The sequence below is a fragment of the Actinocorallia sp. B10E7 genome (genome assembly GCF_039871655.1).
Taxonomy (GTDB): domain Bacteria; phylum Actinomycetota; class Actinomycetes; order Streptosporangiales; family Streptosporangiaceae; genus Actinocorallia.
In genome coordinates, this window is record NZ_JBDPLZ010000012.1 from 99,422 (window position 1) to 119,490 (window position 20,069).

The window sequence follows — 20,069 nt, forward strand, 5'->3', positions numbered from 1 at the left end:
CGGTGGCAGGGGTGCCTCGGGTGCCGGGTGAGATGTTCCGGTTCACCACCACGGAGAAGGCCGAACTGCACACCGCGGTGTTGTGGGCCTTCGGTGAGGCCGGCGAACTGCTGGTGGCCGCGCTGACCGTCGAGCAGGTGCTGGAACGGCTGCGCGCGGCCGGATGGTACCTCGCGCTGGAGGTCGGCGAGCTGAGCGGCGCGCTCGACAACCTGGTGCAGTGGGGTCTGCTGGACGTGGTGTTCAACCACTCCGGCCACTTCGCGACAGCCGAGGAGTACGAGCGCAAGAACCTGCAGTACTCGTTGACCAGGCGAGGCGAGGCCGCGTTCGCGGGAGTGCGGCACGCGCTGTCGGTGCTGAGCTCGACTGGAGCGTTGCAGACGGCGGTCCTGGATGCGATCGCCGACCGGCTGAACGAACTCGGAACACTGCTGGGCGACGCCGACAGGAGCAAGGACCGGCGTATCTTCTCCGCGTTGCAGGAACTCGAAGGACACCTGGAGACGTTGCGGGCCAACACCAAGGGCTTCAACGGAGAACTGCAACGGCTGATGCGCATCGAAGGAACCGACCTCGCGACCTTCCACGAGGTGAAACGCGCGACCGTCAGTTACCTCCAGGAGTTCGTCACCGACCTGGAAGCGCGCGCGGACGCCGTCGCACAAGCGTTGGAGACCGTGAACGCACACGGCGTCAACACCCTGCACAGAAGGGCCCTTTCGGGAGCCGACCTTCCGCCCGCACACGGAACCGACCCGTCGGCGGCCTGGCTCAGCGCGCGCGCCGCCCGCTGGGAGGCGCTGCGCGACTGGTTCGCTCCCGAAGACGGCGGCGCACCGCGCGTGACACGGCTGCACGATGTGGCCCGCCACGCGATCGTGTCGCTGCTCCAGGTACTCGACCGCATCACCGATTCACGGCGGCGCTCCTCGAGTGTGGCGGGAGACTTCCGGACGCTGGCACGCCGCTTCGCCACCGCCCCGTCCGAACCGGAAGCCCACCGGCTGTGGTCCGTGGCGTTCGGACTCGGCTCCTCACTGCACGCCCACCTGGGACACGAGGACGCCGAAGTCATCCCCGCCGGGATCCCCTGGAGCGGGGCGGCGCCCGTCCGGGTGTCGGCTCTGCTGCGGGAGAAGGGCAAGACCGAACGCATGGGAAGGCCCGGACGCGTCCGCGACGTCACCGCCGTACGGGCGGAACGCAGAGCCCGCGCCGAACGGGAACGCGCCGAACTCGAAGCGGCATGGGCGATGCTCGCCACCCCGGGCCCCGTCCGCCTGTCGTCCTTCGGAGACCTCGACCACGGCACCTTCGGGCGCCTCCTGGAACTCCTGGGACGCGCCCTCGCGGAACGGGCGGACGCCGAGGGGACGCGACGCGCCGTCACCTCCGACGGGAGAGCCGAGATCCTCCTCCGTCCTCCGGCGGACGGGGCGACGGCCGAGCTGCGCACGTCGGAAGGGCGGCTCCTGGGCCCGGACTACGTCATCGACGTGCGCGTCGCGGGCAGAGCGGCGGCGGGCGCGTGAGCCGGTCCGGCAACCAGCTCGCCCGCCGGGAACGCGAGGAGATCGCACGGGCGATCAGGCTGCTGCTGCGCGACCCGCTGATCTCCGTGCACCTCGACCCCGCGGGATTCGACCTGATCCGCAAACGCCGGCAGCCGCTCACCGCGTGGTTCGACTACTACTGCGGCTGGCGGCTCGTCGTGGAGCCCCGCCACGGCTACGCGCGCCTCGTCAAGGTCCGGGGCGACGCGGGCCCGTCGCGTCCCGCCAGACGGCGGCGGGGCGGCCGCGCCCCGTTCGACCGCCGCCGCTACACGCTGTTCTGCCTGGCCTGCGCGGAACTGCTCGCCACCCCCGTCACGACCATCGGGATGATCGCCCGGAGCGTCGTCCAGGCGGCCGCGGCCGAGCCGGACGTCCCGGAGTTCGATCCCGTACGCGCCGACGAGAGGTCCGCGTTCGTGGACGCTCTGAAACTGCTGGAGCACTACGGCGTGCTCGCCGCGACCGACGGCATGACGGACGCCTACCTCAAGGACGCCGACGCCAAGGTCCTCTACCGGGTGGACACCACCAGGATCATGCGTCTCCTGGCGACACCCGTCCCCCCGTCCCGGACCGAGGACGGCGACGGCTGGCCCGACCCCGCGGGACTGGCCGTGGAGAGCCGCTACGGCGCCTCCCCGAAGGGAGGCACGGCCGGTCCCGCGGCCCCCACGAGCAACCAGCGCAACCTCTGGGCCCGCCACTCCCTTCTCCGCCGGCTGCTGGACGACCCCGTCGTCTACCGCAAGGAACTCACCCCGGACCAGGCGGCCTTCCTGGCCTCGCCCGCCGGACGCAGGACCGTGCGGGAGGCCGCCGAACGGGCCGGCTTCGTCCTGGAGGAGCGCGCCGAGGGCCTGCTGCTGGTCGACGCCGAGGGCCTGGCCACCGAGACGAGGTTCCCCGACGACGGCAGCCCCGCCCAGGTCGCCGCCCTCCTGCTCCTGGACCTCCTGGCCGAGCACGGCCCCCTGTCGACGATCAGGCTCAAACAGGAGCTCGACGGGATCCTGGAGAGGTTCCCCGGATGGGCCAGGGCCTACCGGTCCGAGGGCGGCCCGGCCCGCCTCCTGGACGACGCCCTCGACGTCCTGGCCCTCTTCGGCCTGGTTCACCGCACCGAGGGCATGACCCTCCCCCTGCCCGCAGCCGCCCGCTACCGCGTCGCTCTGGAAACCACATGACCCAACCCCGCTGGATGCCGACGCGCGCCGGGATCCTCAACGTCTGGCGCTACTACGACGAGATCTTCGAGTTCCACAAGGGGCGGCTGCTGCTGCGCGGCCCCAACGGCAGCGGCAAGTCCAAGGTGCTGGAGCTGTTGCTGCCGTTCGTGCTGGACGGGAGCCTCAAGGCGAGCCGCCTGTCGACGTTCGGCGGCACCGAACGCACCATGCACTGGAACCTCATGGGCGACGGCGCGACCGGCACGACCCGCGCGGGCTACGTGTGGGTGGAGTTCGAGCATCCGGACGGGAGCCGGTTCACCTGCGGGGTCCGGCTCCAGGCCACCGCGCACACCACGACCGTCACACCGTCCTACTTCACGACCGGGCTGCGGATCGGCGACGGGCTGTCGCTGACCACCGAGACCGGCCAGCCGCTCACCCGCGCCCAGCTCGAAACCGCGCTCGGAGGGCACGGAACCGTCCACGACTCGGCCGACGAGTACCGGGCGCGGGTCCGCCGGACCCTCTACAGGGGGCTCGGCGAAGCGCGCTACGACTCCCTCCTGGCCGCGCTGCGCCAGCTCCGGACACCGAAACTGTCCGAAAGGCTCGACCCGGGACTGCTGTCGGACCTGCTGTCCAGCGCGCTGCCGCCGCTCGGAGAGGGGGAGATCCACGAGATCGCCGAGGGCTTCGAACGGCTCGACCGCCAGCGCACCGAGCTGCGCGCCCTGGACGAGCACGTCGAGGAGGCCGCGAGACTCGCCTCCGAGCAGAAGACCTATGCCCGGAGGGTCCTGTGCGCCGCCGCGCACGCCGTGCTCGGCGCGGTCGAGACCACGCAGAAGGCCGAAGGCGAACTGAAGGCCAAGCGCGAGGCCCTGCGAGCCGCCGAAGAGGAGCAGGAGGAGGTGGCCGCCGAGCACACCGAGACCGACAACCTCGTCAAACGGCTCGAGGCCAGGGTCGAAGGCCTCAAGGAAAGTAATGCCTACAGGGCCGGAAACGACCTGTCCCGGCTCCAGGCCGAGGCGGCTGAAGCCCTCCGGCTGGCCGGGGAGCGGCGGAGGAGGGCCGATGAAGCGGCCTGCGCCGCCGAGGAGAAAGAGCAAGCCGCGGAGAAGGCCCGCCAGGAGCTGTCCGAGGCCGAAGGACTCCTCGCCCGCGCGGAGGACGACGCCGCGCGCATCGCCCAGCAGTCCGGTCTGGAGACCGTCTACGAGGAGCTCCGGGGGACACCCGGTCTCGCACAGGCCCGTACGCTCCTGCGCGCCGCGATCGGCGCCCGTGCCGCGCGGATCCGCGAAGCGGGCACCCAGGTCAGGGCGCACGCGCATGCCGTGCGGCTGCGCACCGAGGCCGAGCGCGACCGCGACGAGGCGCTGGAACGCCTGGCCTCCGCCAGGGAGGCCGCAGACCACGCCCGGACGGTGCGCGACGAGCTGGGCGACGAGCTGGCCGCCGCCTACACCGCCTGGGCGGAGAAGTGCGTCCTGCTGGAGCTCGACGGCTCCGCCCTCGCCTCGGCGGCCGAGGACGCGGCGGCGGTGGAGACGATGATCGGCACCGCGCGTGACGACGCGATCGACCGCCTGGCCGCCGGGAGGCTGGAGGCGCTCGTCGCCGGGCTGGGGGCGACCCCTGGAACCCGAGAACACGGGACGGGCCCCTTCTCCCTGGCGGACGAGCGCAAGGCGCTCGGCGGCGAACTCGACGCCCGGCCCGACAGGGGTCCGTTCGAGGAGGCGGTCCGGGAACTCGACCTGGCCGAGCACACCGCGGCCGACCGCGAGGACACCGCGGGCATCCGGCAGGAGCACGTCAAGACCCGGGAGAAGGAGGTCGCGGCGGCGTCCCGCAGGCTCGGCTACACGGGGGCGAAGCTCGGCCTGCCCACCTCCCGGTTCGAGCTCGATCTGCTGGACGCGGCCCGCAACAAGGCCGACGAGGCGCTGAACGCCTGGCTCGACGCCAGGGAGCGCGCTCGCACCGCCGCCGAACTCAGGGACGTCGCGCAGGAGACCGCCGGCGCCTACCGGGACCTGGCCCGGCGAGCCGCGGCCGAGGCGGCGGAGGCGGCGGCCGGGGCCGAGGCGCTGGAGGAGCGCCACGCGGCGGTCGACTCCGCGCTGGGCTCCTCCGACCGCGAGATCCTCCAGAGCATCCAGGCGGCACTGGAGGAGCGCCGAGCGGGCCGCGCCAGGCTCGGGGAGCTGGCCGAACGCCGGACCGGGCTCAAGGTCGCCATCGGGGTACTGGCCAACGAGACCGCCGCGCTGGAGGTCCGCCGCGCGGAGACGGCCAGGGCCCGCGACCGGGCCGCCGCCCGCTTCCACCGCCTGACCCGCGGCCATCTGCTCACCGACGCCCGCCTCGACCTGGCCCCGCCGGGAGCGGAGCTCGGCGCGGTCACGGCGGCGGCGCGGGCGGTGACCGAACGGCTGCCGAAGGTTCCGCACGGGCCCAAGCACGTCCGCGAGGCCGAGACCGCCCTCCAGGAGGCCTACCACCACGCGAGGGACGTGCTGCAGACCCGTGCCGACCTGGAGCTGACCCCCGACGAGGACGTGCGGATCCTCACCGCCGCCGTCGGCGGCATCAGGCTCGGCATCGCCGCCTTCGAGCAGGCGCTGCGCGCCGAACGCGACGAGCGCAGCTCCGACATCACCGACTCCGAGCACGAGCTGTTCGACCGGACCCTGGCCGGGGACACCCGCCGGCACCTGGCCGAACGGATCCGCCAGGCCACCGAGCTGGTGGCGGGCATGAACGAGCGGCTGCGCAGGGTGCGCACCGCCTCCAGGGTCGCGGTCGAGCTGGTCTGGCAGGTCGACCCCCGCAAGCCCGCCGACACCAGGGAGGCGCGCGGACTGCTGCTCCGCGATCCCGGGGAGCTGGGCGAGGCCGACCGGGCCGCGCTGCACCGGTTCTTCCGCGGCCTGCTCGACGAGGCCAGGGCCGACGACACCGCGGCCACCTGGGAGGAGCAGCTGCTCAGGGTGCTGGACTACACCGCCTGGCACCAGTTCGTCGTCCGGCTGGACCGGGGCGACGGCAGGGGCTGGCACGAGCTCACCCGCAAGCTGCACGGCGCGCTGTCGGGCGGGGAGAAGGCCATCGCCCTGCACCTGCCGCTGTTCGCGGCGGTGGCGGCCCACTACCAGGCCGACCCGGGCTGCCCGCGGTTCATCCTGCTCGACGAGGTCTTCGTCGGCGTCGACCGCGCCAACCGGGGACAGGTCTTCCAGCTGCTGGTGGACCTCGGCCTGGACCTGGTGCTGACCTCGGACCACGAGTGGTGCGAGTACCGGGAGCTCGACGGCATCGCCGTCCACGTCCTGCAGACGGGCGACGGCGACGACGCCGTCACGACCACCCGGTTCGTCTGGGACGGCGAACGGACGCGGTGAGCCCACCGCCCGGTGACGTCGCCCGTCGGCCGGACGGAGTCCGTCCGGCCGACGGGCGGAGCATTCGGCTCAGTCCGACTTGAGCGCCTTCTCAAGCTCCGACTTCGTCATGTTGGAGCGTCCGGGGATGTCCCGGCGCTTGGCCTCCTCGTAGAGCTGCTCCTTGGTGCGTCCGCGCGGGCCGGGCTTGCCGGAGCGCAGGCCGCCCCGGCGCTGGGGCGACATGTCCTCCCTGGAGGTCCTGCTCGACTGGCGTGCCTCCCCGGACTGCGCGCGGTTCTTGTTCACGGTGCGCGCCGCGATCTCCTTGGCGCGCTTCTCACCGGTGCCCTGCTCCTCCTGGGACTGCTTGATGTGCTCGTACTGGCGTTCCCGCTTGGCGTTCCATGCCTCAGGCATCTCTTCTTCTCCTTCCTTTCAATCAGTTGTCCTCGGGACGCGCCGGTCAGGCCGGCACGTGCTCGGAGTCGCGGCCGAAGTGCCGGTGGGCGGCCACGGCCTCGGTGAAGGCGTTGGTGAACTCGGCGGCCGAGGCGTTGCCGGTCACCACGCCCTCGGCGGAAGCAGGGACCCCGGCGCGCTCCAGCAGCGACCGCGCCGCCTCTCCGGAACCGGCGACGGCCTTGCCGTGCTTGTAGGCCTCGGTGACGAAGTGCAGGGCGTCCCCGTCCTTGCCGAGCTCCTCGACGCTCTCGTCGCCGCCCGGTACGTAGACGGCGTCGTAGAGCACCGAGCCGACGGTCTTGATCGACCTGTCGACCTCCACCCGGTCCCCGTTCGCGCCGCGCACGGAGCCGTCGCGGGAGGCGAGGACCTCGCACACCGCGCCCCGGCCGGTGAGGGCCTCGGCCACCGCCGTCACGTCGGAGGCGTCCACGCCGTCGGCGACGAGGACCGCGATCTTGCGGGTGGCGACGTCGCGCACCGGGTCGACGGCCTGGCTGAGCGCGGGCGAGGAGCGCTTGTGGGTCTCCCCGGCCCGCTCGGGCGGGGTGACGCCGACGCCCTCGGCGACCGCCACGGCCAGGTGGTGGTCGACGTGGGCGAGGTTGCGGACGACGCCCTCCCGGATGTGCTTCCGGCCGACCTTGCCCAGCTCGAACCGGAAAGCCGCGATGATGTGCTTCTTCTCCCAGACCGACATGCTGTTCCAGAACAGGGTCGCCTGGCTGTAGTGGTCGTTGAAGCTCTCCGCGCGCTTGCGGATCATCGGCCCGTCGACCTGCTGGGTGTAGAAGGTGTAGGCGGAGGCGTCGCCGGCCAACGCGGGGCAGCCGCCGCCGACGGAGTTGGGGTGGTAGGAGGCCTGCCCCTTGTGGATCGTCGTCTGGTGGTAGCCGTCCCGGTGGTGGGTGGCGACCTCGGCGACCGGGCGGTTGACCGGGATCTGCGTGAAATTCGGGCCGCCCAGGCGGATGAGCTGGGTGTCCAGGTAGGAGAACAGCCTGGCCTGCAGCAGCGGGTCGTTGGTGACGTCGATGCCCGGGACCACGTTGCCCAGGTGGAAGGCGACCTGCTCGGTCTCGGCGAAGACGTTGTCGGGGTTGCGGTCGAGGACCAGGCGGCCGACCGGCCGGACCGGCACCTCCTCCTCCGGGATGATCTTGGTGGCGTCGAGCAGGTCGAAGTCGAACCTGTGCTCGTCCTCCTCGGGCACCAGCTGCACGCCGAGCTCCCACTCGGGGAAGTCGCCGTTCTCGATCGCCTCCCACAGGTCCCGCCGGTTGAAGTCAGGGTCCTGCCCGGCGATCTTCTTGGTCTCGTCCCACACCAGGGAGTGCACTCCGAGCCGGGGCTTCCAGTGGAACTTCACGAACGTGCTGCGGCCCGCGGAGTCGACGAACCGGAAGGTGTGGACGCCGAATCCCTGCATCATCCGGTAGCTGCGCGGCAGCGCGCGGTCGGACATCAGCCACATCATCATGTGCGTGGTCTCGGGCTGGAGCTGCACGAAGTCCCAGAGGGTGTCGTGGGCCGAGGACGCCTGGGGGATCTCGTTGTGCGGCTCGGGCTTCACCGCGTGGACGAAGTCGGGGAACTTGATGCCGTCCTGGATGAAGAAGACGGGCATGTTGTTGCCGACGAGGTCGAAGTTTCCCTGGTCGGTGTAGAACTTCGTGGCGAAGCCCCGGACGTCCCGTACGGTGTCGGCCGAGCCGCGGGAGCCCGCGACCGTGGAGAACCGGACGAACACCGGTGTCCGCTGCCCCGGAATGGTCAGGAAGCGGGCCTTGGTGTACTCCGAGAGGGAGCCGTCATAGGGCTCGAAATAGCCGTAGGCGCCCGCGCCGCGGGCGTGGACCACCCGCTCGGGAATGCGTTCATGGTCGAAATGGGTGAGCTTTTCGCGGAAGTGAAAGTCCTGGAGCAAGCTCGGTCCGCGTTCGCCGGGGCGCAGTGTGTTGTCGGTGTCGTCGACACGTATGCCCTGGTCGGTGGTGAGGGTCCCTTCCGCGGCGTTCACCCGGAAGCCGGCGAGTTGCCGGTCCTTGGACGTACCGTCGTGGGTCATGCCTGTTCCGCCTTCGGTGTCGCGCGGGGTCCGATATATCGCCACCTCCCCCCGTAGTCAGGGCTGAATCTGTCACTTGTCGTTTATTTACGGTGATGATCTGTGAATCGTCTCTCGTGACGCCGGGGCGGGTCTCAGCCCTTGCGGGAGCGGTAGACGATCGGCCCGACGAACCAGAGCCACAGCGCCATCAAGGCGAGGATGGAGGCGGTGACCACCGCGAGGGGCCAGCGGAAGATGTAGTCGACGACCAGCAGGGTCGCGGAGGTGATGGACACCGCCAGGGAGAGAGTCCCGATCATGGCGTACCGGTTCGACCGGTGCACCAGGGGCTCCTTCAGCCCTTGCCGGAACAGGATGCGGTGCTGGGCAGCGGGGGTGATGAAGAAGATCGAGGCGACCGCCGCGGCCACCAGCGCCACGTAGTACAGGACGCGCTGGAGCTCCGTCACCTCCCCGAAGCCGGGGGAGAACGGCACGGTGAGCAGGAAGGCGAAGAGCACCTGCACTCCGGTGACGGCGACCCTCAGCCCCTGGAGCAGTTCCACGAAGTTCCGGTCGGCCCTGGCGGCGGGGCTCTCGCCGGGCACTCCGCTGGGGGCCTCGTCCATGTCCTGGGGTTCTTCCATGCTCAAGTGCTCTCACCCTTCGATGCCGGTGGCGTGGGGGGCTCCGACGGGCTTGGACTCGGGGGAGCCCCGTTGCCGGAGGTAGACGGACAGGACGACCATGGACGCCACCGCCAGGAACTCCGACTGCCAGTTCTGCAGGGTGCGGTTCCAGAAGTCGGGGGAGACGAGGTACTGCGTCCACAACAGGGTGTCCCGGTGGTCGGCGAGACGCTCGGAGTTGAAGGCGGCCCGCCCGGCGATGGACTGGGCCAGCCAGGACAGCAGGAAGATCACGCCCATGGTCAGCCCGAGGGAGTACCCGTAGAGCAGGGCGGGGAGGCCGCCGGCTCTGGCCGGGGCGGGAGAGCCGGGCAGGGCGTGGACGCCGATCTGCTGGTCGGCGTCGGACTCGGCGCCCTGCGAGCCGACGGGCTTGGACTCGGGGGAGCCACGCTGGACCAGCCAGACGGTGACGGTGACGAAGAGGAGGAACTGCAGGTACTCCGACTGCCAGTTCTCCGCGACGTCCACCGCGAACTGCGATCCCGTCACATAACGTCCCAGGGAGACCGGGTGTCCGCCCTGGCTCACCGCCCGGTCGTTGTAGTCCAGCACCCCCGCGACCGCCTGCCCGGCCAGGGCCACCGCCATGATCAGGAGGAAGAAGAGCGTCAGCCCGTTGTCCCGCAGGAAGCGCCTCACCGGTGCATCACCCCGAGCGCGATGAGGTAGGCGAGCCCCCCGAAGATGAACAGCAGCGTCGCGGTGAACAGGATCCGCACGGCTCAGCCCTCGACTTCGCAGTCGTAGGGCTCCCCGGTGCGGTGCTCGCAACCGGCGGCGGTGATCTTCCAGGACGAGGCCCAGCGGGTCAGGAACACCGTGTCCCCGCCCATCCGGATCCGCGCCTGCTCACCCCAGATCTCGGCCGGTCCGGCCTCCCCGCCCTCCAGGGGCAGCTTCGTGATCTCCTCGTCGCACCGCGATCCGCCGGTCTCCAGAGCACTGCGGGCCCGCGGGGTCAGCAGGGCGCACGCCCGGCTCCCGTCCTCGGACGTCACGGCGCCGAAGAAGTTCCGTGCCGTCGTCTCGACGGAGGACTCGTCCCGCGCCTGGGAGCAGCCGCCGGTCACGGCGGCCGCCACCGGCACCAGCGCAAGCCATTTCCGCATGGGTCGCTTTTACCCATGCTCACCAGAGAAAACGCAGACGATCAGGGGAGGGCGGGGTGAGCTCCGCCTCAGCGGGACAGATGCCGGGAGATCACCAGGCGCTGGATCTGGTTGGCGCCCTCGAAGATCTGCATGACCTTGGCCTCGGGAATGGGCGGCAGGCGTACGGCGGGCATCGCTCGTCTTTCCTCGTTTCCTACCCGTGAGCGTACGGCCAGGGCGAACGGGATCAGGCGGCGGCCGGACGCAGCGCGGTGCGCAGGTACTCCCGCCACTCGCGGACCACGGGATGGCCCTGGTGCGGGGAGAGCTCCGCGGTGAAGGACTTGAGGAGGGCCCGGGCCCGGCGCGAGGTGAGGCCGTTGGCCATGGGGACGGCGCGGCGCGCCACCGCCACCGCCTCGTCGAGCTCGCCGAGCCGGGCCAGCGCCTGGGCCTCGTGCACCACGTTGAACTGGGCGGAGCGGGGATAGGCGGTACCGAACCCGGCCAGCGCCTCCCTGGCGCAGGCGGCGGCGCGGCCGGCCTCTCCGATCATGCGCCAGGCGCAGCCCGCCTCGGCGGCGATCTCGGCGGGACCCAGGTCGCTGATCCAGGAGGGCTCCTCGTCACCGGGCGTGGCCAGGGCGAAGGTGGTCTCCACCTCCTCCAGCAGCCGCCGCACCCGCCGGGCGGTGTGCCCGTCGGGGACCTCGGACAGCTCGGCCCGCAGCGCGGTGGCGCGGGCCTCGCGCAGTGCCAGCGCGGCCCGCACCCGGGGCGGCGCGCCGGCGTCCCGCCCGGACCTGCGGGCGGCCCTGGCCAGCCGGACCGCCCAGACGGGCCGGCCGAGGTCGATGGCCTGCTGGGACATGACGGTCAGCACCCAGGCCGCGGTCATCGGGTCGTCCGCGGCCTTGGCCAGGCCCAGTGCCTGCCCGTAGTGCCGCTGGGCCAGGCCGTCCAGGCGCAGGTCGTAGGCCTCCCACCCGGCCAGCCCCGTCATGGTCGCGGCGGCGGTCAGCAGGGCGGCGCCGACCCGGTCGGGGTAGGTGCCGGCCAGCAGCGGGGCGACCCGCGTGTGGAGGTAGTCCACGACCGCGGGCCGGACCATGCCCCCGCCGTGGCGGCGGTCCATGGACGCGAACGCCCGGGTGGCCTCCTGGATGCGCCGGACGTCCGGCATGCCGACCCTGCGGCTGCGTCCGGCGTGCTCGCGCGACTCGGGTCCGGCGTCCAGGTCCCAGCTGAGCAGCCACTCGGGCCAGGCCTCGGGGGAGACGGGAAGGGACCGCAGCTCCCGGCGCCGCCTCACGTCCGCGTCGGCGGCCCACAGCTCCACCGCGCCGCGCACAGTGCCGCCGGTGTAGCCGGTGCAGCCGCTCCAGCCGTCGGCCGGGGTCCGGACCGGCTCGGGGCCGTCGCCGAACCAGAGGGAGACCTCCTGGAGCGTGGTGCCGAAGACCTCGGCCAGCCTGGCCCGGTGGGCGGGGCGCACGTCCTGGACCCCGCGTTCCCAGCGCGACCAGGTGGAGACCGACACCTGCACGGCCTCCGCGGCCTGCTCCTGCCCCCAGCCCCGCCGGTCCCTGGCGGTCTTCAGCCCGCTCCGGTGGCCCTGGTCCCGCTTGGTGTCCACTACCTGCCCCGTCCCGGCGCCTCCTCTTTGCTTGGTAATTGTGGTGGTTTATTACGAGCGATCCATCTGGTTTGGCAATAAACGCCCAGTAAACGCCTAGTGGAGGGAACGCCGGGTGAAACGCTCTTCCTCCCGAGCCGAGCAGCCGGTCTTCTAGGGCGCTGTGATCATGCGTCGTGGGGGTGAACCCGGGTGAACTGGTGGAAACGGCTACGGGAGCCGGCTCCTCCGGCGGCACCGCCCGCCGCACAGCCCGCGACGCCGCCCCGGCCCTCCTGGCCGCCGCAGGTCGCCTCGGCGATGACCCTGCGCCTGCTCGGCCTCACCGAACGGCAGCGGGAGGCCCTCGACTCCCTCCAGCAGGCCGAGGACGACCCGCGCACTCTCGAACTGCTCTACCGGCTCGACCACGGCAACGCCCAGATGCGCCGCCTGTCGCGGGGGCTGCAGATCCTCGCAGGGGAGCCCGCCGGATACGGCGGAGGGCACGCCGCGACGATGCGGGACGTCGTCAACATGGCGACCGCCATGGTCGGCCGGTACCAGCGGGTCCGCGTCGCCGAACTCGTCGACCGGGTCGCCCCGCCCCACTTCGCCGAGGACCTCGGCCTCCTGCTGGCCGAGCTGCTCGACAACGGGACCCGCTACGGCGAGCGGGCGACCGTCGGCGCCTACCGGCTCGAGAGCGGAACCGTCGCGGTCTACGTGCAGGACGGCGGAACCGGCTGCTCCCCGGACTGGATGGCCAGGGTCAACGCCTGGCTGGCCGGAACGGTCCAGCCGGTGACCGCCCAGACAGGGCAGCACAGCGGCCTGACCATCGTCCACCACCTGGCCCGCAAGCACGGGCTGCAGGTCAACGTCTCGATGTCCCCGCCGGGGCAGGGCGAGAGCGGCACTCTCGTGACGGTCTACGTCCCCGCGCCGCTCCTGACCGAGGCCCCGCAGGAGGCGCCGCCGCCCCCGCAGGCGCCGGCGGACGTCCCCGACCTGCCCCGGCGGGTTCCCGGCAGCGCCTACACCGGGGACGAGCATCAGGAGCAGGACGCATCCCCCGCCCCACCCGCCGGAGGCTCGCTGGCCGACCTGGCCGCGGCCTTCTCACCCACCCCCGAGCACCAGGAGCGTTCGTGACAGCACCGCCCCGTCCGCCCGGCCAGGTCGGAGGCGACCTGCGCTACCTGCTGAACGACTTCGCCCGCACCCCCGGCGTCCGGCACGTGGTGCTGCTGTCCATGGACGGGCTGGCGATGTCGTGGTCCGAGGGGCTCGACCGCGACACCGCCGAACGGCTCGCCGCCCTGACCTGCTCGGCGCTGGGCACCGGGCGGGCGCTGGCCAAGGAGGTCGGCGAGTCCGACCAGCGCGGCGGGCAGATGATCTGCCAGTTCCCGTCAGGCGGGCACTTCGTCGTCGGCGCGATCGGGATGACCGCGGGCCTGGGCGTCGCGGTCGAGCCGGGCGCGAACCTGCCGGCGATCGTCAACGACCTGCAGCGGCTCATCGGCGGGGTCGGCGCCCGGCTGGCGCCCCAGCCGCTGCACACGCCGGGCGGACCGGCGTGAGCGGGCCGCCCCGCCATCCCTGGGCCCGCAACTTCGTGCTCGTCGGAGGCCGCACCGGCACCCGGTGGCGGATGCTGGTGCACACGCTGGTCAGCAGCGCCGGGACCCATCCGCCCGCCGCGGCCGGACCGCAGCCCGAGGCCCGCGCCCTGTACCTGAAGGTCCTGGACGGGCCCCGGTCGGTGGCGGAGCTGTCGGCCTCCTGCGGGGTGCCGCTGGGCGTCACCCGGGTCCTGCTGGGCGACCTCGCGGGCCGCGGCCTGGTCACCCTGCACGCCGACATCGACCCTTTCAGCCCGCACATCCTGGAAAGGCTGCTCGATGGCCTCCGCGCACTCTGACCGCCCGCCGGTCTCCGCGAAGATCGTCGTCGCGGGCGGGTTCGGGGTCGGCAAGACGACCTTCGTGGGCTCGGTCAGCGAGATCGAACCCGTCGACACCGACGCCTGGATGACCGCGGAGTCCCGCGGCGTCGACCGGGACCGGCCCGGCAAGGTCCGCACCACCGTCGCGATGGACTTCGGCCGGATCTCCCTGCCGACCGGGCTGGTGCTGTACCTGTTCGGCACGCCCGGACAGCCGCGGTTCTGGCACATGTGGGACGACATCGCGCGGGGTGCCAGCGCCGCGATCGTCCTGGTCGACACCCGCGAACTGGAGTCCTCCTTCGCGGCCGTCGACTACTTCGAGCGCAGCAGGCGGCTGCCGTTCATCGTGCTGGTCAACCTCTTCGACGGGGTGGCCACCCACCCTCTGGACAAGGTGCGGGACGCGCTGCAGATCTCCCCTCACGTGCCGCTCATGGCCGCGGACGTCCGGGACCGGCGGCAGACCGTCAGCGCGCTGATCGCCTCCGTGGAGCACACGATCCGCACCACCGACCCCGCCGCGGCGCACGCGGCGGCCACCTGACCCATCTTGGGAGCACGGATGCGCAGAATCCTCATCATCGGCGCCGGGCAGGCCGGACTCCAGCTCGCCCTCACCCTGCTCGGGCACGGCGGCTACGACGTCACCGTCATGACCGCGCAGACCCCCGAGGAGATCCTGAACGGGCGGATCACCTCCACCCAGTGCATGTTCTTCCCCGCCCTCCAGATCGAACGGGACGCCGGGCTGAACCACTGGGAGGAGCCCGCCCCCTGGATCGAGGGGCAGCGGGTGACCCTGGCCGGGCCGGGCGGCCAGAGGCTGCTGGAGACCTACGGGATCTGGGACGCCCCCGCCCAGTCGGTGGACCAGCGGATCAAGATGTCGGGCTGGCTGGAGCGGGTGGAGAAGGCCGGCGGGCGGGTCGTCCTGCACCCGGTCGTCACCTCCGACCTGGAGGCCCTGAGCCGCATGTACGACCTGACGCTCATCGCGGCGGGCAAGGGCGCGCTGGTCGAGCTGTTCGACCGCGACCCGTCCCGCTCGCCCTACGACGCCCCGCAGCGGAACCTCGCCGCGATCTACGTGCACGGCGTCAGGCCCTACCCGCCGCACCCGACGCCGCACGTGCGGATCAACGCCGTGCCGGGAGTGGGGGAGACGTATCTGATGCCCGCCCTCACCAGGAGCGGGGTCTGCGACGCGGTGCTGGTCGAGGCGGTGCCGGGCGGGCCGTTCGACGTCTTCGGCGACCGCCGGATCAGCCCGGACGAGCACCTGCGGCGGTTGCAGGCCCTCTACGCCCAGTGGGCGCCGTGGGAGCACGAGCTGTACGTCGAGGCCCGGCCGACCGACGAGTTCGCCACGCTGTACGGGGGGTACGCGCCGGTCGTGCGGCGTCCGGTCGGGACGGTGGGGGACCGGCACGTCCTGGGCATGGGCGACGTCGTCGTCCTCAACGACCCGGGCTGCGGGCAGGGGGCCAACAACGCGGCGCACTGCGCGTCGATCTATCACAAGGCGATCGTGGAGCACGGGGACAGGCCCTTCACCCCCGAGTGGATGCACCGGACGTTCGAGCGGTACTGGGAGTACTCCCAGTGGGCGACCGCCCTGACCAACACGATGATCGGGCCGCTGCCCGAGCACGTGCAGCAGATCCTGGGCGTGGCGTCCATGGACGACGAGACGGCGCGGCGGTTCGCCCGCGGCTACGCGGTGCCGCCGTCCCTGGCCGACTGGTTCTTCGACCCCGAGAAGGCGGGCGCCTACCTGGCGACCCGCATGCCGCAGTCCGCGGGGTGATCTCCCCGCGGGCCGCTGCCGATAAAATGGGCTGATTCGCTGGTCACGGCGCCGTCGGCGCCCCTGCAGGAAGCGGTCCATGTCCACGCTCTCGGTTACCAAGACCCACGGGTCGCGCAATGAGATCTTCGTGATCGACGGCGCGCCCGACGCCCTGCTGCCCGCCGGGGACGTGGCCCGCGCCGTCGAGCGCCTGTGCGACCGCGAGCTCGGGCTGGGCGGCGACGGCGCCTACTTCGTCGAGGACCTCGGCGACGGCACGGCCAAGGCCTGGTTCTTCAACCCCGACGGTTCGCCCTCGCTGCTGTGCGGGAACGGGATGCGGGCCGTGGGGCGGCTGCTGCTGGACCGCCACTCGGCCGAGAGCGTCCTGGTGCACACCGGGCCCTACTCCTTCGCCGTCCGGCGGGCCGAGCCGAGCCCGCACGGGGTCCGCCGGGTGTCGGTGGAGCTGCCGCCGGTCGACTTCACGCCCGCCGACCCGATCGTGGCGGGGGTGGAGTATCCGTTCGTCGACGGGGCGCTGCCGGCCTACCACCCGTCCCGGACGGTGACGGTCGTCGCCGTGCCGAACTCCCACCTGATCACCGTGGTCGACGCCTACGACGAGAACGAGCTGATCGCCACCGGGCGGCGGATCGCCGCCGACACCGCGACGTTCCCGATCGGGGCGAACGCCAGCTTCGTCCTGCCGCTGGAGGAGGACGAGGTGTTCGTCCACACCTTCGAGCGGGGCGCGGGCCTCACCCCGTCCTGCGGCTCGGGGATCGCCGCCTCGCGGGCGACGCTCTCCCGGTTGGGGCTGGTCGAGCCGGACCGGCCGGTGCTGGTGCGCAACCCCGGCGGCCCGGCGCGCAGCTGGCTGCAGGAGCGGGAGGGGCGCTGGCAGCCGCTGCTGGAGGGCAACGCCACGATCGTCTACCGCACCGAGTTGGAGCCGTCCGCGCTGCTCGGCGAGGGCGCGGTGAAGTGGGAGGAGGACGCGGACCCGGCCGAGGCGTCGGCGTTCGCCGCCCTCTACGAGGAGAACGCCGGGGTCCTGCGCGCCAGGGGCGTGCGTCCCTCGATGCTGTAGCCGTCAGGTCGTCCCGGACGCGGCGCCGTATCGCGTCCGGGACGACCCGTCCCAATTCTCTACTATTCTTGTTGGAAATGTGTACTGCCCTTGGAGAATGTTCGATGTCGAAGTTCAGAGTCAGGACGGGCCGGTGGTCGCGATCGTCGGAGGAGGCGCGAGCGGCATGAAGGGCTTCATGCCGGTGATCTGGATTGCGCCCGGTCTTGGAGCCGTTGAACCCTAGAGGAGCGGATATTTCCGGAAGATCCTGAATCGAGGCTTGGCATCGCCTGTGCCGGCGGTGATGATCGAGGCCCGGATTCCCGAACGGAGTGACCGTATGACCGCCTCTTACCTGCAAGGAAACTTCGCGCCCGTTCCCGACGAGATCGAGACGGGGGAACTGGCCGTCGAGGGGGTCCTTCCGGCGGAGCTGAACGGGCGCTACTTCCGCAACGGCCCCAACCCGCTGCCCGGCCAGGACCCGGGCCACTGGTTCATGGGCCACGGGATGCTCCACGGGATACGGCTCCGCGACGGCCGCGCCGAGTGGTACCGCAACCGCTGGGTGCGCACCGGCCAGCTCGAGGGGAAGCCGTTCCTCAGCCGTTCGGGGATCGACCTGTCGGCCGTCGCCGCGAACACGAACGTCATCCGCCACGCGGACAGGATCCTCGCCCTGGTCGAAAGCGGGCTTCCCTACGAGGTGGACCGCGAACTGGAGACGCTGGGCCCCTGCGACTTCGGCGGCAGGCTCACCACGGCGATGACGGCACACCCGAAAGAGGACCCGCGCACCGGCGAACTCCACTTCTTCGGCTACGGGTTCGCCCCTCCCCACCTCACCTACCACCGCGCGAACGCGTCCGGTGAGCTGGTGGAGAGCCTGGAGGTCCCGGTGCCGGGCCCCACGATGATGCACGATTTCGCCATCACCGAGCATCACATCGTCTGGCTCGACCTGCCGGTGGTGTTCGACCTGGAGATGATCCGCGACGGGCTCCCGTACCGCTGGGACGACGAGTACGGAGCCCGCATCGGCATCATGCCCCGTGACGGCGACGGCACCGTCCGCTGGTTCGACATCGACCCCTGCTACGTCTTCCATGTGGCCAACGCCCGCGAAGACGCCTCCGGCCGCGTCGTCATCGACGCCGTCCAGTACCCCCGCGACATCTTCGTAGAGCTCTGGAAGGGCATCAGCGGCGCTTCGAACCCGGCAGCCCAGGCCGGGGGCTCCGGGCTGCACCGCTGGATACTCGACCCCGCCACCGGCACCGCCAAGGAAGAACTCCTGGACGACCGCCCCGTCGAGTTCCCCACCATCGACAACCGCCGCACCGGCATGCCCAACACCCATCTCTACGCGGTGAGCGGCCAGGAGATCGTCAAGTACGACACCGCCACGGCCTCAGCCCTCGTCCACCAGACCGAAGGCGCCCCCGGCGAAGCCGTCTTCGTTCCCCGGAATCCCGGCGCCGCGGGCGCGGAGGACGACGGCTGGCTCCTCTCCCTCATCGGCTCCCGGTCAGAGCTGCGCGTCCTCGACGCCGCGGACCTCTCCCACGTCGCCTCCGTCCGCCTCCCGCGCCGGGTGCCCGAGGGCTTCCACGGCAACTGGTTCGCCGACTGATTCAGGCGGGCGGCAGGGAGCGGGCGAGGCGGAAGCCGAGGTCGTCTATGCGGAAGGTGGGGTGGCTCTTGCGGCGGGTGGAGGCGCGGCAGCTCCAGGAGGGGTCGTGGGCGCCGCCGCCCCGGAAGACGCGGTAGGGGCCGTAGACGCCGGGGTCGTAGAGGTCCCAGCACCACTCCCAGACGTTGCCGAGCATGTCGTGCAGGCCCCAGGGGTTGGGGGACCTGGTGGCCACCTCGTGGACGCGGCCCTGGGAGTTGGCGCGGTACCAGGCGACCTCGTCGAGGGGGCCGTGGTGGGGGCCCGAGGTGCCGGCCCGGCAGGCGTACTCCCATTCGGCTTCGAACGGGAGGCGGTAGCCGTCCGCGTGCCGGTCGCAGGTGACGTCCTGGGCGTTGGGGTCGTCGGTCAGGCCGTAGCAGGGGGTGAGGCCCGCGGCCCGGGAGAGGAGGTTGCAGAAGCGGACGGCGTCCAGCCAGGAGACCTCGGTGACGGGGACGCGCGGAGCCTCGGGGCTCTCGGGAGAGCCGTCGTGGACGGCGCGGTAGAGCTCGCGGGTGACGGGGACGGGCGCCAGGAGGAAGGGGGCGACCTCGACCGTCCAGGTGGACTTGGTGCTCTCGTCCCGCAGGGCGACCTCGCCGGCGGGGATCTCTATCAGGGCCTCGGCGACGGACGGGAACCGGTCGGAGGCGCGGTTCGTCGGCGGGTGGTGTCTCGCGTGGTCTCTTCGGATCAGCGGCATGTCTCGGGGGTGGCCGTTCGTGACGGGGAGGGGCTGGACGCGGGTGGTTCGCCCCGGTAGGCGGCTCTGCGGTGGACGAGGGAAGAGGGGCGGGCGTTCACTGTGCCGAGATTACGGGTCGGAAGGCGGCGCCGTCCTCGCCCTTGGCGTGTCGCCCGCATCGAGCCCCCTGAGCCGCGCCACCGCCGACCACCCGCATGATCGTCTGCGCAGCATGGCAGAAATTGTGAATCGAGTCAACAAAATGTCAGGGCTCTCGCGCCTCAACGGCGCGGCCGGTGCCTTTCCGCGGCGCGGGCATGGGCCTCCTCGAGGAGGGCGCGGGCCTGAGAGCCGGTCGCCTCACCCGGGTTCAGGATCGAGATCCAGCCCTGCGTCGCGTATACCGGGTGGGGGAGGAGCCTGTCCGCCACCGTGTAGTCGATGCCGGAGTGGTGGTCCGGGTGCGCGGCGGGCGCGTAGCCGAGCAACTGCTGGAAACGGGCGCGGCCGACGGAGACGTTCAACCTGAAGACGCCGGGCCGGTTCAGCGAGGAGGCGGTGTCGAACCCCTCGTAGTCCTTGACGACGAGGGTCGCGAAGGGCATCCGGCGGTCGGGCGGCGTCTCGCCCTCCGGGTCGTAGAAGAAGAACGAGTCCCCCCAGGCGGCCTCGGGCGCCCCGTTGTCCGCGCCGGCGGTGACGGCCAGGGTTCCCGGCAGCCCGGACACGAACCGCACGATGTCATTCTCGTTCACTCCGGAGTGCCCCTTTCAGGTGGAGGTTTTCCCTCTTCGACTATGTCATTGCACTGCCCTGTGAGACTTTCCTCGCCCCGATCGGGAAGTGCCTGGGAAAACCCTC

At 71.7% G+C, this 20,069-nt stretch carries 19 protein-coding genes; 11 read left to right on the plus strand and 8 right to left on the minus strand.

Features of this window, described 5'->3' with window-relative positions; genetic code table 11:
• The first annotated feature begins 2 nt into the window (after nt 1–2).
• The 3 genes from ABGB12_RS30610 to ABGB12_RS30620 are packed head-to-tail and all read left to right on the plus strand — an operon-like array spanning nt 3 to nt 6,138.
• Nucleotides 3–1,535 carry a TIGR02677 family protein gene (locus ABGB12_RS30610; protein ID WP_347683228.1) on the plus strand — a complete coding sequence of 511 codons (1,533 nt, stop codon included), beginning with the start codon at nt 3–5 and terminating at the stop codon, nt 1,533–1,535.
• A complete protein-coding gene (locus ABGB12_RS30615) occupies nt 1,532–2,743 on the plus strand; it encodes a TIGR02678 family protein (protein WP_347683230.1) in 1,212 nt (403 codons plus the stop codon). Before ABGB12_RS30610 ends, ABGB12_RS30615 begins: the two co-directional genes overlap by 4 nt.
• Nucleotides 2,740–6,138, plus strand: a complete 3,399-nt coding sequence (locus ABGB12_RS30620) for an SbcC/MukB-like Walker B domain-containing protein (protein WP_347683232.1) — start codon at nt 2,740–2,742, stop codon at nt 6,136–6,138. Before ABGB12_RS30615 ends, ABGB12_RS30620 begins: the two co-directional genes overlap by 4 nt.
• Nucleotides 6,139–6,207: 69 nt before the next feature.
• Here ABGB12_RS30620 and ABGB12_RS30625 read toward each other — a convergent pair whose 3' ends face one another.
• The 6 genes from ABGB12_RS30625 to ABGB12_RS30650 all read right to left on the minus strand — a co-directional run bounded on the left by ABGB12_RS30625 (nt 6,208) and on the right by ABGB12_RS30650 (nt 12,051).
• Nucleotides 6,208–6,537 (minus strand): plasmid stabilization protein, encoded by a 330-nt coding sequence (locus ABGB12_RS30625; protein WP_347683234.1) that lies wholly within the window; start codon nt 6,535–6,537, stop codon nt 6,208–6,210.
• Between the two features lie 46 nt (nt 6,538–6,583).
• Nucleotides 6,584–8,650 (minus strand): catalase, encoded by a 2,067-nt coding sequence (locus ABGB12_RS30630; protein WP_347683236.1) that lies wholly within the window; start codon nt 8,648–8,650, stop codon nt 6,584–6,586.
• A gap of 134 nt (nt 8,651–8,784) precedes the next feature.
• Nucleotides 8,785–9,279 (minus strand): DUF6328 family protein, encoded by a 495-nt coding sequence (locus ABGB12_RS30635; protein ID WP_347683238.1) that lies wholly within the window; start codon nt 9,277–9,279, stop codon nt 8,785–8,787.
• A gap of 12 nt (nt 9,280–9,291) precedes the next feature.
• Nucleotides 9,292–9,963 carry a DUF6766 family protein gene (locus tag ABGB12_RS30640; protein ID WP_347683240.1) on the minus strand — a complete coding sequence of 224 codons (672 nt, stop codon included), beginning with the start codon at nt 9,961–9,963 and terminating at the stop codon, nt 9,292–9,294.
• A gap of 83 nt (nt 9,964–10,046) precedes the next feature.
• Complete coding sequence (locus ABGB12_RS30645) at nt 10,047–10,433, minus strand: hypothetical protein (RefSeq protein ID WP_347683242.1); 387 nt, start codon at nt 10,431–10,433, stop codon at nt 10,047–10,049.
• A gap of 229 nt (nt 10,434–10,662) precedes the next feature.
• Nucleotides 10,663–12,051 carry a helix-turn-helix transcriptional regulator gene (locus ABGB12_RS30650; RefSeq protein ID WP_347683244.1) on the minus strand — a complete coding sequence of 463 codons (1,389 nt, stop codon included), beginning with the start codon at nt 12,049–12,051 and terminating at the stop codon, nt 10,663–10,665.
• A 192-nt stretch (nt 12,052–12,243) separates the two neighbouring features.
• Here ABGB12_RS30650 and ABGB12_RS30655 point away from each other — a divergent pair, with 192 nt between their 5' ends.
• The 8 genes from ABGB12_RS30655 to ABGB12_RS30690 all read left to right on the plus strand — a co-directional run bounded on the left by ABGB12_RS30655 (nt 12,244) and on the right by ABGB12_RS30690 (nt 18,481).
• Entirely contained in the window at nt 12,244–13,185 is a 942-nt protein-coding gene (locus tag ABGB12_RS30655) for an ATP-binding protein (RefSeq protein WP_347683246.1), read from the plus strand.
• A complete protein-coding gene (locus ABGB12_RS30660; RefSeq protein WP_347683248.1) occupies nt 13,182–13,616 on the plus strand; it encodes a roadblock/LC7 domain-containing protein in 435 nt (144 codons plus the stop codon). Before ABGB12_RS30655 ends, ABGB12_RS30660 begins: the two co-directional genes overlap by 4 nt.
• Nucleotides 13,613–13,957, plus strand: a complete 345-nt coding sequence (locus ABGB12_RS30665) for a DUF742 domain-containing protein (RefSeq protein WP_347683250.1) — start codon at nt 13,613–13,615, stop codon at nt 13,955–13,957. Before ABGB12_RS30660 ends, ABGB12_RS30665 begins: the two co-directional genes overlap by 4 nt.
• Nucleotides 13,938–14,528, plus strand: coding sequence for an ATP/GTP-binding protein (locus ABGB12_RS30670; protein WP_347683252.1), 591 nt, complete (start codon nt 13,938–13,940; stop codon nt 14,526–14,528). The genes ABGB12_RS30665 and ABGB12_RS30670 overlap by 20 nt, the downstream gene beginning before the upstream one ends.
• Before the next feature lie 18 nt (nt 14,529–14,546).
• Nucleotides 14,547–15,791, plus strand: coding sequence for a styrene monooxygenase/indole monooxygenase family protein (locus tag ABGB12_RS30675; protein WP_347683254.1), 1,245 nt, complete (start codon nt 14,547–14,549; stop codon nt 15,789–15,791).
• A gap of 79 nt (nt 15,792–15,870) precedes the next feature.
• A complete protein-coding gene (gene dapF, locus ABGB12_RS30680) occupies nt 15,871–16,866 on the plus strand; it encodes a diaminopimelate epimerase (protein ID WP_347683256.1) in 996 nt (331 codons plus the stop codon).
• A 97-nt stretch (nt 16,867–16,963) separates the two neighbouring features.
• Nucleotides 16,964–17,092: a hypothetical protein gene (locus ABGB12_RS30685; RefSeq protein WP_347683258.1), complete on the plus strand. Its 129-nt coding sequence runs from the start codon at nt 16,964–16,966 to the stop codon at nt 17,090–17,092.
• A 96-nt stretch (nt 17,093–17,188) separates the two neighbouring features.
• Nucleotides 17,189–18,481 (plus strand): carotenoid oxygenase family protein, encoded by a 1,293-nt coding sequence (locus ABGB12_RS30690; RefSeq protein WP_347683260.1) that lies wholly within the window; start codon nt 17,189–17,191, stop codon nt 18,479–18,481.
• A 1-nt stretch (nt 18,482) separates the two neighbouring features.
• Here the strand turns inward: ABGB12_RS30690 and ABGB12_RS30695 are convergent, their stop codons facing one another.
• Together ABGB12_RS30695 and ABGB12_RS30700 are read right to left on the minus strand one after the other, a co-directional pair.
• Nucleotides 18,483–19,142: an SUMF1/EgtB/PvdO family nonheme iron enzyme gene (locus tag ABGB12_RS30695; protein ID WP_347683371.1), complete on the minus strand. Its 660-nt coding sequence runs from the start codon at nt 19,140–19,142 to the stop codon at nt 18,483–18,485.
• A gap of 347 nt (nt 19,143–19,489) precedes the next feature.
• Nucleotides 19,490–19,963 (minus strand): DUF6194 family protein, encoded by a 474-nt coding sequence (locus ABGB12_RS30700; RefSeq protein WP_347683262.1) that lies wholly within the window; start codon nt 19,961–19,963, stop codon nt 19,490–19,492.
• Nucleotides 19,964–20,069: the final 106 nt, after the last annotated feature.